The following is a 13,351-nucleotide window of genomic DNA, read 5'->3' on the forward strand; positions in this document are numbered from 1 at the left end:
CCGGACGTCGTCCGACGTCCTCGCCACACCCGGAGGTTCAAGCATGATCCAGCACCATCCACGCATCGTGGACCTGAGCGAGACGGAGCCCAACCGCAGGCGCGGAGGAGACGTCCGGGCCCTGCTCACACCCGCCACGGTGGGGTCGACCAGCGGTTTCATGGGCATGGCCATCATCCAGCCCGGCGAGCGCATCGGCGAGCACTACCACCCGTACTCCGAGGAGTTCGTGTACGTCGTCAGCGGCGCCCTCGAAGTGGACCTGGACGGTGAGGCGTTCGCGCTCCGGCCCGACCAGGGGCTGCTGATCCCGATCGACATGCGGCACCGCTTCCGCAACGTCGGCGACGAGGAGGCCCGCATGGTCTTCCACCTCGGCCCGCTCGCCCCGCGCCCGAGCCTCGGGCACGTCGACACGGAGGCCACCGACGACTCCGTGCCGAGCCCCGAGTTCATGACGGCCGTGCCCCACCTGTCCGCGCCGGACCACGGACAGCCGTCCGAACGAAGCGGGGCCATAAAGTGACGCGGCGGGTGGCTGTCACCGGCATCGGTGTGGTCGCTCCGGGAGGCATCGGGACGAAGGCGTTCTGGGACCTCCTCGAAGGCGGCCGCACCGCGACCCGGGGCATAACGCTCTTCGACCCGGTGGGCCTGCGCTCGCGCATAGCCGCCGAATGCGACTTCGACCCGCTCGCCCACGGCCTGGACCCCGAGCTGATCGAACACGTCGACCGGTACATCCAGTTCGCCGTGGTCGCGGCCGGGGAGGCCGTCCGCGACTCCGGCCTCGATCCGGACCGGGAAGACCCCTGGCGCGTGGGGGTCTCCCTGGGCAGCGCCGTCGGCGGCACCACCCGTCTGGAACACGACTACGTCCAGGTCAGCGAGTCGGGCGCGCGGTGGGACGTGGACCACCGCAGGGCCGACCCGAAACTCCACCTGGCGTTCGCGCCCAGCACGCTCGCCTCGGTCGTCGCCGAGCAGTTCGGCGCACAGGGGCCGGTCCAGACCGTCTCCACCGGATGCACCTCCGGACTCGACGCGGTCGGATACGCCTTCCACACCATCGAGGAGGGCCGCGCCGACGTCTGCATAGCCGGGGCGTCCGACTCGCCGATATCCCCGATCACGATGGCCTGCTTCGACGCCATCAAGGCCACCTCGCCCGACAACGACGACGCCGAGCACGCCTCCCGGCCCTTCGACGCCAACCGCAACGGCTTCGTCATGGGCGAGGGCGCGGCCGTACTCGTCCTGGAGGAGTACGAGCACGCACGGGCCCGTGGCGCGCACGTCTACTGCGAGATCGGCGGCTACGCCACCTACGGCAACGCCTACCACATGACCGGTCTGACCAGCGAGGGCCTGGAGATGTCCCGGGCCATCGACAGCACGCTCGGCCAGGCCCGTCTCGATCCCACGCGCATCGACTACGTCAACGCGCACGGCTCCGGCACCCGGCAGAACGACCGGCACGAGACCGCCGCGGTCAAACGGTCCCTGGGCGGGCACGCCCACCGGACGCCGATGAGCTCCATCAAATCCATGGTGGGCCACTCGCTGGGCGCGATCGGCGCGATCGAGGTCGTCGCCTGCGTCCTCGCCCTGAAGCACCAGGTGGTGCCGCCCACGGCGAACTACGAGACCCCCGACCCCGAGTGCGACCTGGACTACGTGCCGCGCACCGCCCGCCCCCGGAAGCTCAGGAACGTGCTCTCCGTCGGCAGCGGGTTCGGCGGATTCCAGTCCGCGGTGCTCCTGACCGGGCCGGCTGGGAGGACACGATGAGCACTCAGCGCCCCCCGAACGCGGCCATCACCGGCATCGGTGTGATCGCGCCCAACGGACTGCGCGCCGACGCCTACTGGAAGTCCGTCAGGGAGGGCCTCAGCGTCCTCGACGGCATCACCCGCGAGGGATGCGGACACCTGCCGCTGCGCGTCGCCGGTGAGGTACGGGCCTTCGACGCCGCCGACCTCATCGAGGAGCGCTTCCTCGTCCAGACCGACCGCTTCAGCCACTTCGCGATGGCCGCGACCGTCCTCGCCCTCGACGACGCGGGCCTCGGAGCGGCCGGTCCCGAGGACGCGTACGACGTCGGCGTGGTCACCGCCGCCGGATCGGGCGGCGGCGAGTTCGGCCAGCGGGAACTGCAGAAACTGTGGGGCCAGGGCTCCAAGTTCGTCGGCCCGTACCAGTCCATCGCCTGGTTCTACGCCGCCAGCACCGGCCAGATCTCCATCCGCGGCGGATTCAAGGGGCCGTGCGGAGTCGTCGCGAGCGACGAGGCCGGGGGACTGGACGCCGTCGCGCACGCCGCCCGCGGTGTGCGGCGCGGCACCCGGGCGATGGTCGTCGGCGCCGCGGAGGCGCCGCTCGCCCCGTACTCGATGGTCTGCCAGCTCGGCTACCCCGAGCTCAGCACCGTCGAGGACCCCCGCCGCGCCTACCGCCCCTTCACCGAGGGAGCCTCGGGCTTCGTGCCCGCGGAAGGCGGCGCCATGCTCGTCGTCGAGGACGAGCGGCGTGCGCGCGAGAGGGGCGCGGAGATCCGGGCAATCGTGGCCGGACACGCGGCCACCTTCACCGGGGCCTCGCGGTGGGAACGGTCACGGGAAGGGCTCGCCCACGCGATCCGGGGCGCCCTCGACGAGGCCGGCTGCGCCCCGGAGGAGATCGACGTCGTCTTCGCCGACGCCCTGGGCGTCCCGGCCGCCGACCGCGCCGAGGCCCTGGCCATCGCCGACGCCCTCGGGGCGCACGGCACCCGGGTCCCCGTCACCGCGCCCAAGACGGGCATCGGACGGGCCTACTGCGGGGCACCCCTGCTGGACACCGCGGCCGCGGTCCTTGCGATGGAACACGGCCAGATCCCTCCCACCCCCAACGTGTTCGACGTCTGCCACGACCTCGACCTGGTGACGTCGGACGCCCGCCCCGCCGAACTGCGCACGGCCCTGGTCCTCAGCAGGGGACTCATGGGGTCCAACGCGGCCCTGGTCGTGCGCAGCGGCGGCGACCACGCCCGGTAGTCCGGGCCGCACGTGAGGAGAACAACCACATGATCACCACCGAAGTGACCGTCGACGAACTGGCCGCGCTCATGAAGAAGGCCGCCGGGATCACCGTCGACCCCCTCGAACTCGCGCAGTCCTTCGACGCGCCGTTCGGCACCCTCGGACTCGACTCGCTCGGTCTGCTCGGCATCGTCGGCGAGCTGGAGAACCGGTACAGCCGGCCCCTGCCCCCCGACGCGGAGCGCTGCAAGACCCCGCGGGAGTTCCTCGACCTCGTCAACGACACCCTCAAGGCTGGAGCCTGAAGTGGCCGGACACACCGACAACAGCGTCGTCATCGACGCCCCGCTCGACCTCGTGTGGGACATCACCAACGACATCGAGAACTGGCCACGGCTCTTCAGCGAGTACGCGTCCCTCGAGGTCCTGACCCGCGACGGCGACACCACCACCTTCCGCCTCACCATGCACCCGGACGAGAACGGCAAGGTGTGGAGCTGGGTCTCGCAGCGCACCGTCGACCGTCCCGGGCGGACCGTGCGGGCGCGCCGCGTCGAGACGGGACCGTTCGCGCACATGAACATCCGCTGGGAGTACGAGGAGACCCCGGCCGGCACCCACATGCGCTGGGTGCAGGACTTCGCGATGAAGCCCGACGCCCCGGTCGACGACGACTGGATGACGGACAACATCAACCGCAACTCCGTCACGCAGATGGCCCTCATCCGGGACCGGATCGAGCAGGCCGCCCGTGAGCGGCGCAGCCCCGCCGCCGTGCCCCGCTGACCGCCGGACGCGGCACAGGAAAGGACACCCGATGCACCACGCCCTGATCGTCGCCCGCATGGCACCCGACTCGGCCCCGGCGATCTCCGAGGTGTTCGCCGCCTCCGACCGGGGTGAACTCCCGCACCTCATCGGGGTCAGCCGGCGCAGCCTCTTCCAGTTCGGCGACGTGTACCTGCACCTCATCGAATCGGAACGGGACCCGGGTCCCGCCATCGCGAAGGTGGCCGGACACCCCGAGTTCCGGAGCGTCAGCGAGGAGCTGTCGGCGTACGTCAGCGCGTACGACCCGCAGACCTGGCGCAGTCCCAAGGACGCCATGGCGCACTGCTTCTACCGCTGGGAGCGGGACGCCGCCCCCTGAGCGGACACCGTGACACGACCCGAGGCCGCCGGCTCCGCGACGAAGCGGAACCGGCGGCCTCGGGTCGTGCTCCGCGCGCCGCCCGGTCAGCCGGGAACGGTGCACTCGAAGGCGTGCAGATAGGGGTTCACCGGGCGGATCTCGCCGATGACCAGGCCCGCGGCCGTGAGCCGGTCGACCATGCTCTGCCGGGTGTGCTTGGCACCGCCGACGTTGAGGAGCAGCAGCAGGTCCATGGCCGTCGTGAACCCCATCGACGGGGTGTCGTCCACGAGGTTCTCGATGACGACGACCCGGGCACCGGGCCGGGCCGCCGCGCGGACGTTCGCGAGCGCCCTGCGGGTGCTCTCGTCGTCCCACTCCAGGATGTTCTTGATGATGTACACGTCCGCCTGGACCGGGATCTCCTCACGGCAGTCCCCGGCCACGATCCGCACCCGGCCGGCCAGTGCCCCGCCCTCGCGCAGCCGCGGATCGGCGTTCTCCACCACGCCCGGCAGGTCGAGCAGGGTGCCGTGCATGCCGGGGTGCTTCTCCAGCAGACTGGCCACGACGTGACCCTGTCCGCCGCCGATGTCGGCGACCGACTTCACGCCCCGCAGGTCCAGCAGCTTCGCGACGTCCTGGGCGGACTGCGAACTGGACGTCGTCATGGCCCGGTTGAAGACGTGGGCGGACTCGGGGGCGTCCTCGTTGAGATACGGGAAGAACTCCTTGCCGTACACGTCCTCGAAGACGTTGCCGCCGTCGCGGACCGCCTCGTCGAGCTTCGGCCAGACGTTCCACGTCCACGGTTCGGTGCACCACAGGGCGATGTAGCGCAGGCTGTTCGGGTCGTCCTCGCGCAGCAGCCGGGACATCTGCGTGTGCGTGAACGTGCCGTCGGGGCGCTCGGCGAAGACGCCCTGGCAGGACAGGGCGCGCAGCAGCCGGCGCAGGGTTCCCGGCTGGGTCTTCACCGCGGCGGCCAGGTCCTCGGCGCTCATGGGGACGTCGTCCAGTGCGTCCGCCACACCCAGCCGGGCGGCGGCGCGTACGGCGGCGGCGCGGGCCGCGCCGAAGACGAGTTCCCTCAGCTGCATCGACGGCGGGGGACTCTGTTCGACAGTTGTCATTCGATGCCTCGTTTCTGATGTCGTGCCCCCGGGGGGAGACCGGACCGGTCCGTACGGGGGCGGACCGGTCCGGGCGGGGGGAGGGCGGGGGAGTACGGAGGGAGGACCGGGTTGTACGGGGGCGCGGACCCGGCCGTGCGGACGGGCCGGGACCTCAGCACATTCCGGCGGGCTCGGAGACCTTGCAGGTGTTGCCCCGGAACGTGTTGCCCTTGCCGGCGGTGTCGCGGTTGGCGAGGTCGGACGGGCCGTTGCGCAGCAGTACGTTGTCGCGCACCTCGTTGCGCTCGCTGAGCGCGCCGACGAAGCTCTTGAAGAGCACGATGCCGCCCGACAGCGGGGACGTGCCCACGTTGTCCTCGACCCTGTTGTGCGTCACCCGCGTGTCCTCCGCGCCGGTGAGGACGATGCCCGAGCCCTGCAAGGCGGGCAGCCGGGGGGTCTTGGGACAGGACTTGTTGTTGGCGTGGATGTAGTTGCCGCGGACGGACAGGTTCCCGACGCGCGGCTTGTTCTCGTCGCCCACGACGAACACCGCGGTGCAGTTGCCGGTGGCCTCGTTGCGGGCGACGGTCAGGTTCCGCACGCGGCGGACCGTGATGCCGATCCGGTTGCCGCTCATCATGTTGTGGGCGATCACCGTTCCCAGGGTGTCGCGGGCTCCTTCCTCGGTGGTGACCGTGTTGGAGACGAACAGGCCGGCGTCGCCGTTGTCCTTCGCGATGTTGCGGACGAACCTGGTCCGCACGGACCTCTCCTCGGCGATGCCCCACTGGCCGTTCTTCTCGGCGGTCACCCGGCGCACCGTCAGCCCGTCGGTCCCGGTCGCCCACAGGCCCTGCTTCGCGAAGCCCCTGACGGTCAGTGAGGCGACGGTGACGCCGCGGACGCGCTTGCTGTCGGTCCCGGTCACACAGATGCCGTTGCCCGCCTTGGCGCAGGCGTCGGTGGCGGCGGTGTTCGGCACGATGACGGTGGACTTCGCGCCCGCTCCCCGCAGGGTCACGTCCCGCGCGGTGATGGTGACGCTCTCGCGATAGGTGCCGGGGGCGATGACGACGGTGTCGCCCGCCCGCGCCGAGTCCACGGCCTTCTGGATGGATTCACCCTGGCGTACCAGGTGCACGGACGGATGGTCGGAGGGCAGGGCCGCGCCCACTCCCGACGCCACGACGACCGCCGTGCACGCGAGGTAGGCCATCTGTTGTCTGGTCATGGGCCGAAGCTATGAACGGGTGTTCCGCCCCGCCACCGCTGATCGCCCAGGTGGCCCGACGTGTCACCGTGACGCGCCGGGAGGACCTCACGACGGCGCCGCCCCGGCCGGAGGATCCGGCCGGGGCGGCGTGTGCGGAGTCGTGTCCGCGAGGTGGTGCGGTGGATCAGGCGAGGGTCGCCAGCGTCTCGTTCCAGGTGGCGGACGGGCGCATGACCTTCGCGGCCTTGGCGGGGTCGGGCTGGTAGTAGCCGCCGATGTCGGCCGCGTTGCCCTGGACCGCGTTCAGCTCGCCGACGATCGTCTGCTCCTGCGCGGCCAGCGTCTCGGCGAACTGGGCGAACGCCTTGGCGAGGTCCGTGTCGTCGGTCTGCCGCGCCAGCTCCTGCGCCCAGTACAGGGACAGGTAGAAGTGGCTGCCGCGGTTGTCGATGCCGCCGACGCGACGGGTCGGGGACTTGTCCTCGTCGAGGAAGGTCGCCGTGGCGCGGTCGAGGGTGTCGGCGAGGACCTGGGCGCGGGCGTTGCCGGTGGTCTTCGCGAACTGCTCGAGGGACGGCACCAGCGCGAAGAACTCGCCGAGCGAGTCCCAGCGCAGGTAGTCCTCCTTGACCAGCTGCTGGACGTGCTTGGGCGCGGAGCCGCCGGCGCCCGTCTCGAACAGACCGCCGCCCGCCATCAGCGGGACGACCGACAGCATCTTGGCGCTGGTGCCCAGCTCCAGGATCGGGAACAGGTCGGTCAGGTAGTCACGCAGCACGTTGCCGGTCACCGAGATGGTGTTCTCGCCGCGGCGGATGCGCTCGACGGAGAGCTTGGTGGCCTCGACGGGGGCGAGGACGCGGATGTCCAGGCCCTCGGTGTCGTGCTCCGGCAGGTACTGCTCGACCTTGGCGATCAGGTTGGCGTCGTGCGCGCGGGTCGCGTCCAGCCAGAACACAGCCGGGTCGCCGGTGGCGCGGGCGCGGGTGACGGCGAGCTTCACCCAGTCCTTGATCGGCGCGTCCTTGGTCTGGCAGGCGCGGAAGATGTCGCCGGCGGAGACCGTCTGCTCGATCACCACGTTGCCGGCCTGGTCCACGAGGCGGACCGTGCCGGTGGTCTGGATCTCGAAGGTCTTGTCGTGGCTGCCGTACTCCTCGGCCTTCTGCGCCATGAGGCCGACGTTCGGGACCGAGCCCATGGTCGACGGGTCGTAGGCGCCGTTGGCGCGGCAGTCCTCGATCACGGCCTGGTAGACGCCGGAGTAGGAGGAGTCCGGCAGCACCGCGAGGGTGTCGGCCTCCTGGCCGTCCGGGCCCCACATGTGGCCGGAGGTGCGGATCATGGCCGGCATCGAGGCGTCGACGATGACGTCGGACGGCACGTGCAGGTTGGTGATGCCCTTGTCGGAGTCGACCATCGCGAGGGCCGGGCCCTCGGCGAGCTCGGCGTCGAAGGACGCCTTGATCTCGGCACCCTCCGGGAGCGCCTCGAGGCCCTTGAAGATGCCGCCGAGACCGTCGTTCGGGGTCAGACCGGCGGCGGCGAGCGTCTCGCCGTGCGCCGCGAACGTCTTCGGGAAGAAGGCGCGCACCACGTGGCCGAAGACGATCGGGTCGGAGACCTTCATCATCGTGGCCTTGAGGTGCACCGAGAACAGCACGCCCTCGGCCTTGGCGCGGGCGATCTGCGCGGTCAGGAACTCGCGCAGCGGAGCGACGTGCATCACGGACGCGTCCACGACCTCGCCCGCGAGGACGGGTACGGACTCGCGCAGCACCGTGGTCGAGCCGTCGTCACCGACCAGCTCGATGCGCAGCGCGCCGGCCTCGGAGATCACCGCGGACTTCTCGGTGGAGCGGAAGTCGTCGACGCCCATGGTGGCGACGTTCGTCTTCGACTCGGGCGACCACGCGCCCATGCGGTGCGGGTGGGTCTTGGCGTAGTTCTTGACCGACGCGGGGGCGCGGCGGTCGGAGTTGCCCTCGCGCAGGACCGGGTTCACGGCGCTGCCCTTGACCTTGTCGTAACGGGCGCGGATGTCGCGCTCCTCGTCCGACTTCGGGTCGTCCGGGTAGTCCGGAAGCGCGTAGCCCTGCGCCTGGAGCTCGGCGACCGCGGCCTTGAGCTGGGGGATCGACGCCGAGATGTTCGGCAGCTTGATGATGTTCGCGCCGGGCGTCTTGGCCAGCTCACCGAGCTCGGACAGGGCGTCCGCGATGCGCTGGTCCTCCTGGAGGAACTCCGGGAAGAGGGCGAGGATGCGCCCGGCCAGCGAGATGTCACGGGTCTCCACAGTGACACCCGCCTGAGAGGCGTACGCCTGGACCACCGGCAGGAACGAATACGTCGCCAGGGCCGGGGCCTCGTCAGTGTGCGTGTAAATGATGGTCGAGTCAGTCACCGGGTGCTCCGCTCCACGTCTGCAACATTGCTCGACATCAAGATATCTCGTGAGCGCCCCCGGCTCGACAGGGGTCCGTTCCGCGTCGGGCCGGGAGGGGCGGAAAACGGCCGTGGGTGCCGGAGCGGTCCCGTCGGGGCGAAACGCCCGGAGCGGACACCTCCGGTACCCGTCCGGCCCGCTGATGTGAACGCGCGGGCCGGAGTGAAAACGGCAAGTCCCCGTCAGAGGCAACCAGTTGGTCCGCCCAGCCGTACATGAGAGTGATCGCGCACCTGCCCGCGCGCCTGATCCCGCGGCGGACCTCCCGGCTCTCCGTCGCCCGAACGAAAGCGAATGATGAGATATCGCACCAGAGTGACGGCCCCCGTGACCGCGCTGCTCGGTACCGCCGCCGCACTCGCCGTCGCCCCCACCGCCTCGGCCCGGCCGCTGGACGCCAAGCCGGATCAGGGCACCCCGGGTGCCGAGACCCTCGGTGACTCCGTCTACCCGGCCCTCGGCAACGACGGCTACCGCGTCGAGGCGTACCACCTCGACTTCGCGTACGACGCCACGACCCGTCTGGTCGACGCCAAGGCGACCCTGAGGATCAAGGCGACCCAGGGCCTCTCGCGCTTCTCGCTCGACGCGCTCGGCCTGGACGTGCGCGCGGTGAAGGTCGGCGGCGTGGCCGCGACCTTCGAGCAGGTGGACGAGAAGCTGCGGATCACCCCGGCGCGGACCCTGCCGAAGAACTGCGCCGCCGCGGTCTGCGTCGAGTACGGCGCCGACCCGGCCAAGACGCTGCCCTACACCGCCTGGGTGCCCACTCCCGACGGATTCGCCATCTGCCCCCAGCCCAACGCGGCGCACACCGTCTTCCCGTGCAACGACCACCCGACGGACAAGGCGGACTTCAGCTTCCGCGTCACCGTGCCGAACACCCTGCGCGGTGTCGCGAACGGCTCGCTGGTCCGCACGGAGCAGCTCGACGGCGACCGGACCGCGTACACGTACCGCTCGGCCGACCCGATAGCCACCGAGCTGGTGCAGATCACCGTCGGTGACTACGTCGTCAAGGAGCGGCAGGGTCCGCACGGCCTGGGGCTGCGGGACGTCGTCCCGGTGGCGCGCGCCGCCGCGCTGGAGCCGGCGCTCGCGCTCACCCCGAACCTCGTGGAGTGGCTGGAGCAGCGCCTCGGCGCCTACCCGTTCGAGACGTACGGGCTGCTGCCCTGCAACAACGACGCCTCCAACGCCTTCGACTTCACGGGCCTGGAGACCCAGACGCTCACGCTCTACAAGCCGAACTTCCTGCTCCAGGAGGAGAAGAAGATCGGCTCGCACATGATGCACGAGCTGGTGCACTCCTACTTCGGCAACAGCGTCAGCCCCGCCAACTGGGCCGACCTGTGGATCAACGAGGGCCACGCGGACTTCTACGGGCTGCTCTACCGCTACGAGCGCGGCTGGGCCGACTCGCTCGGTCTGACCACCATGGAAGCCCGGATGAAGGACACGTACGCCCGGGGCGACCAGTGGCGTCAGTCCTCCGGCCCCGTCGCCGCGCCGAACGCCGCCAACCTCTTCGACAGCCAGCGCTACCTGGGCGGGGTCCTGGTCCTGTACGCGCTGCGCGAGCTGGTCGGCGAGGACGTCTTCAACCGGATCGAGCGCACCTTCCTGGACCGCTACCGCAACTCCGCGGCGACCACCGCGGACTACGTCGCGGTCGCCTCCGAGATCTCCGGAGCGGACCAGTCGGGCTTCCTGAACGACTGGCTGTACGGGACGAAGACCCCGCGCATGCCGAACCACCCGGACTGGACGGTCACCCCGGTGGTGTCGAGCCTGGTCGCGCCGCGTCACCGCGCGCCCGGCCACTACCCGGACTCGACCGCCACGCTCTGACCGAGCGGGCGAACGGCCGGGGCCGGGCGGATTCCTCCGCCCGGCCCCGGCCCGTTCTCAGGGCCGCTTCGCGGCCTCGCGCTGATGGGGTATGGCCGCCTCCGCGAACCCCGCTCCGCCGGGCTGGAGCGCGACCGTCCGGGCGGGCGACGGGATCCGGATGCCCTCGTCCCGGTAGCGCTTGTGCAGGCGCTTGATGAACTCGTGCTTGATCCGGTACTGGTCGCTGAACTCGCCCACACCGAGGATCACGGTGAGACCGATGCGCGAGTCGCCGAAGGTGTGGAAGCGCACGGCGGGCTCGTGCTCCGGGACGGCGCCGTCGATCCCGGTCATCACCTGGGCGACGACCTCGTTCGTGACCCGCTCGACGTGGTCGAGGTCGCTGTCGTAACCGACGCCGACCTGCACCAGCAGCGTCATCTTCTGCTCGGGCCGGGTGAAGTTGGTCATGTTGGTGCCCGAGAGCTGGGCGTTAGGGATGATGACCAGGTTGTTGGAGAGCTGACGGACCGTGGTGTTGCGCCAGTTGATGTCGACGACGTACCCCTCCTCCCCGGTGCTCAGCCGGATGTAGTCGCCCGGCTGGATCGTCTTCGAGGCGAGGATGTGCACGCCCGCGAAGAGGTTGGCGAGGGTGTCCTGGAGCGCGAGGGCGACGGCGAGGCCGCCCACGCCCAGGGCCGTCAGCAGGGGCGCGATGGAGATCCCCAGGGTCTGTAGGACGATCAGGAAGCCGATCGCCATCACCACGACCCGGGTGATGTTGACGAAGATGGTGGCCGAACCGGCGACGCCCGAGCGGGACTGGGTCACCGACTGGACCAGCCCGGTGATCAGCCGGGCCGCGGTGATGGTCGCGACCAGGATGAGCAGGACGGTCAGCGACCGGTTGACGGTCTTGCCGACCGGCGCGGTCAGCGGAAGCACCGCGGCCGCCGCGGCGACGCCTCCGGCCACCGCCGACCACGGCACGAAGGCGCGCAGCGCGTCCACCATGATGTCGTCGCCGCTCCAGCGGGTGCGCTCGGCGTGCTTGCCCAGCCAGCGCAGCAGCATCCGCAGCAGGAACGCCGCCAGCAGCCCGGCCGCCACGGCTATTCCGGCGATCATCAGGTCGTCCAGGGTGACGGAGCGCTTCATCGATGACCTCCTCGCGGGCCGCGACGGGGGTGAGGGCCCGCGGGCCGAATGTGCTGTGTCGTCACTTGCCACCTGCTCGAATCCGGGAACGCGCGATCATGCCCGGACGGGTGTTCGTCGTCGTCCGGGGAGACCGCTCATCCTGCCGCATCCACCTGCCGTCCCGTCACCAGCCCCGTGCGGGACCACCCTTGGGGGAGTCCGACGGCCGTCCGCCGCGACCATCCCGGCGCGACCGTCCTGGCGGGACGGGGCCCGCCGTGGTCCCGGGGCGGCCGGGATCCGGGCCGGGGCCGGCCGGGGCGTGGTCGTTTCCGGCGCCCGGGGCCGCCTCTCAGGGGCGGCGGGAGAGGCCGCCTCGGTCGGGGAGAGCCGGGCTCGGCCGGAGTGGAGGCGTCCCCGACCCCCGGGACCGGAGGCCGGGTTCGTCGGTAAGGGCGTCCACGGTCCATCGCCGGGACGGCTTCGCGGAGGGTTCCGTCGCCCAGTGTCGGACGGACGCCCGCGGGTGTCACCGTCCGTCGAAGGACCCGTGCCGCCCCGCGCCGGAGGCGAAGCGGGCCGCGCCCTCCCTGCTCTCCTCCAGCACGTCCATGCCGTGACGGAGTTCGGTCCGCATGGCCTCCTTCTCGACCAGACCCTCCTGGTCGAGGACCGAGGCACGGTCGCTGCGCAGACAGGCCTGCGGGAAACCGGCGATCTCGGCGGCCAGCCGCTCGGCCTCGGCGCGGGCCCGGCCGGCCGGGACGAGACGGTTGGCGAGCCCCATCGCGTACGCCTCCTGGGCGGTGACCGGACGGCCGGTGAGGATCATGTCCATCGCCCGGCTCGTGCCGATGAGCCGGGGGAGCCGTACCGTGCCCCCGTCGATCAGCGGCACGCCCCAGCGGCGGCAGAACACCCCGAAGACGGCGTCCTCCTCGGCGACCCGCAGATCGCACCAGAGCGCCAGCTCCAGACCGCCGGCCACGGCGTGCCCCGCGACCGCGGCGATCACCGGCTTGGTCAGGCGCAACCGGGTGGGCCCCATCGGCCCGTCACCGTCCTCGGCGACCTCGTTCCCCCGCTCGGTGCCGAGGGCCTTGAGGTCCGCGCCCGCGCAGAAGGTGCCGCCCTCGCCCCAGAGCACGGCGACGCGCGCCGTCTCGTCGGCCTCGAACTTGCGGAAGGCGTCGGCGAGTTCGGCCGCCGTCGGCCCGTCGACCGCGTTGCGGGCCGCGGGCCGGGAGAGGACGACGGTGGTGACGTGACCCTGACGTTCGATACGGACCGGCATCGCGCTGTCCCTTTCCGCGGCCGGCGCGCCACATCGCACGCCGTGGTTACTCATCGGTATCACGGCGTACGCCGGAACGCACGACCCGGGGCGGACGGGCCAGGGCGGACGGGCCGGAACGCACGACCCGGGGCGCACGGGCCAGGGTGGAC

Annotated in this window: 12 protein-coding genes; 7 read left to right on the forward strand and 5 right to left on the reverse strand. The window is 71.2% G+C overall.

The window, feature by feature from the left end; all coding sequences use genetic code 11:
• The first annotated feature begins 43 nt into the window (after positions 1-43).
• From CW362_RS10340 to CW362_RS10365, 6 genes are read left to right on the forward strand one after another with little or no spacing between them, the layout of a single operon-like run.
• A complete protein-coding gene (locus tag CW362_RS10340; RefSeq protein WP_103549086.1) occupies positions 44-526 on the forward strand; it encodes a cupin domain-containing protein in 483 nt (160 codons plus the stop codon).
• A complete protein-coding gene (locus tag CW362_RS10345; protein ID WP_103549087.1) occupies positions 523-1,791 on the forward strand; it encodes a beta-ketoacyl-[acyl-carrier-protein] synthase family protein in 1,269 nt (422 codons plus the stop codon). Before CW362_RS10340 ends, CW362_RS10345 begins: the two co-directional genes overlap by 4 nt.
• Complete coding sequence (locus tag CW362_RS10350; RefSeq protein WP_103549088.1) at positions 1,788-3,035, forward strand: ketosynthase chain-length factor; 1,248 nt, start codon at positions 1,788-1,790, stop codon at positions 3,033-3,035. The genes CW362_RS10345 and CW362_RS10350 overlap by 4 nt, the downstream gene beginning before the upstream one ends.
• A gap of 29 nt (positions 3,036-3,064) precedes the next feature.
• Positions 3,065-3,325 carry a phosphopantetheine-binding protein gene (locus tag CW362_RS10355; RefSeq protein ID WP_037617929.1) on the forward strand — a complete coding sequence of 87 codons (261 nt, stop codon included), beginning with the start codon at positions 3,065-3,067 and terminating at the stop codon, positions 3,323-3,325.
• Between the two features lies 1 nt (position 3,326).
• On the forward strand, positions 3,327-3,806 hold the full coding sequence (locus CW362_RS10360; protein WP_103549089.1) for an SRPBCC family protein: 480 nt from the start codon (positions 3,327-3,329) through the stop codon (positions 3,804-3,806).
• A 31-nt stretch (positions 3,807-3,837) separates the two neighbouring features.
• A complete protein-coding gene (locus CW362_RS10365; RefSeq protein ID WP_103549090.1) occupies positions 3,838-4,170 on the forward strand; it encodes a TcmI family type II polyketide cyclase in 333 nt (110 codons plus the stop codon).
• An 86-nt stretch (positions 4,171-4,256) separates the two neighbouring features.
• Here CW362_RS10365 and CW362_RS10370 read toward each other — a convergent pair whose 3' ends face one another.
• The 3 genes from CW362_RS10370 to CW362_RS10380 all read right to left on the reverse strand — a co-directional run bounded on the left by CW362_RS10370 (position 4,257) and on the right by CW362_RS10380 (position 8,887).
• Positions 4,257-5,285, reverse strand: coding sequence for a methyltransferase (locus CW362_RS10370; protein ID WP_103549091.1), 1,029 nt, complete (start codon positions 5,283-5,285; stop codon positions 4,257-4,259).
• Between the two features lie 154 nt (positions 5,286-5,439).
• The gene (locus CW362_RS10375) at positions 5,440-6,501 is read right to left on the reverse strand and encodes a right-handed parallel beta-helix repeat-containing protein (RefSeq protein WP_103549092.1); all 1,062 of its coding nucleotides are present in this window, start codon (positions 6,499-6,501) and stop codon (positions 5,440-5,442) included.
• Between the two features lie 166 nt (positions 6,502-6,667).
• A complete protein-coding gene (locus tag CW362_RS10380) occupies positions 6,668-8,887 on the reverse strand; it encodes an NADP-dependent isocitrate dehydrogenase (protein WP_103549093.1) in 2,220 nt (739 codons plus the stop codon).
• 339 nt (positions 8,888-9,226) lie between these two features.
• On the opposite strand from CW362_RS10380, the gene CW362_RS10385 reads away from it, so the two are divergent.
• Positions 9,227-10,780, forward strand: coding sequence for a M1 family metallopeptidase (locus CW362_RS10385; RefSeq protein ID WP_103549133.1), 1,554 nt, complete (start codon positions 9,227-9,229; stop codon positions 10,778-10,780).
• Between the two features lie 57 nt (positions 10,781-10,837).
• Here CW362_RS10385 and CW362_RS10390 read toward each other — a convergent pair whose 3' ends face one another.
• Both CW362_RS10390 and CW362_RS10395 read right to left on the reverse strand, forming a co-directional pair.
• Positions 10,838-11,923 (reverse strand): mechanosensitive ion channel family protein, encoded by a 1,086-nt coding sequence (locus CW362_RS10390; RefSeq protein WP_103549094.1) that lies wholly within the window; start codon positions 11,921-11,923, stop codon positions 10,838-10,840.
• 511 nt (positions 11,924-12,434) lie between these two features.
• A complete protein-coding gene (locus CW362_RS10395; protein ID WP_103549095.1) occupies positions 12,435-13,199 on the reverse strand; it encodes a crotonase/enoyl-CoA hydratase family protein in 765 nt (254 codons plus the stop codon).
• Positions 13,200-13,351 lie beyond the last annotated feature (152 nt).

Origin of the sequence: Streptomyces populi, assembly GCF_002911015.1 — a bacterium.
GTDB lineage: Bacteria > Actinomycetota > Actinomycetes > Streptomycetales > Streptomycetaceae > Streptomyces > Streptomyces populi.

What these genes read in the sequence shown, in the direction of transcription:
- CW362_RS10385 (WP_103549133.1), top strand. Translation starts at nt 9,227, where the DNA reads ATGAGATATCGCACCAGAGTGACGGCCCCCGTGACCGCGCTGCTCGGT.
- CW362_RS10390 (WP_103549094.1), bottom strand. Translation starts at nt 11,923, where the DNA reads ATGAAGCGCTCCGTCACCCTGGACGACCTGATGATCGCCGGAATAGCC.
- CW362_RS10375 (WP_103549092.1), bottom strand. Translation starts at nt 6,501, where the DNA reads ATGACCAGACAACAGATGGCCTACCTCGCGTGCACGGCGGTCGTCGTG.
- CW362_RS10370 (WP_103549091.1), bottom strand. Translation starts at nt 5,285, where the DNA reads ATGACAACTGTCGAACAGAGTCCCCCGCCGTCGATGCAGCTGAGGGAA.
- CW362_RS10340 (WP_103549086.1), top strand. Translation starts at nt 44, where the DNA reads ATGATCCAGCACCATCCACGCATCGTGGACCTGAGCGAGACGGAGCCC.
- CW362_RS10350 (WP_103549088.1), top strand. Translation starts at nt 1,788, where the DNA reads ATGAGCACTCAGCGCCCCCCGAACGCGGCCATCACCGGCATCGGTGTG.
- CW362_RS10365 (WP_103549090.1), top strand. Translation starts at nt 3,838, where the DNA reads ATGCACCACGCCCTGATCGTCGCCCGCATGGCACCCGACTCGGCCCCG.
- CW362_RS10355 (WP_037617929.1), top strand. Translation starts at nt 3,065, where the DNA reads ATGATCACCACCGAAGTGACCGTCGACGAACTGGCCGCGCTCATGAAG.
- CW362_RS10395 (WP_103549095.1), bottom strand. Translation starts at nt 13,199, where the DNA reads ATGCCGGTCCGTATCGAACGTCAGGGTCACGTCACCACCGTCGTCCTC.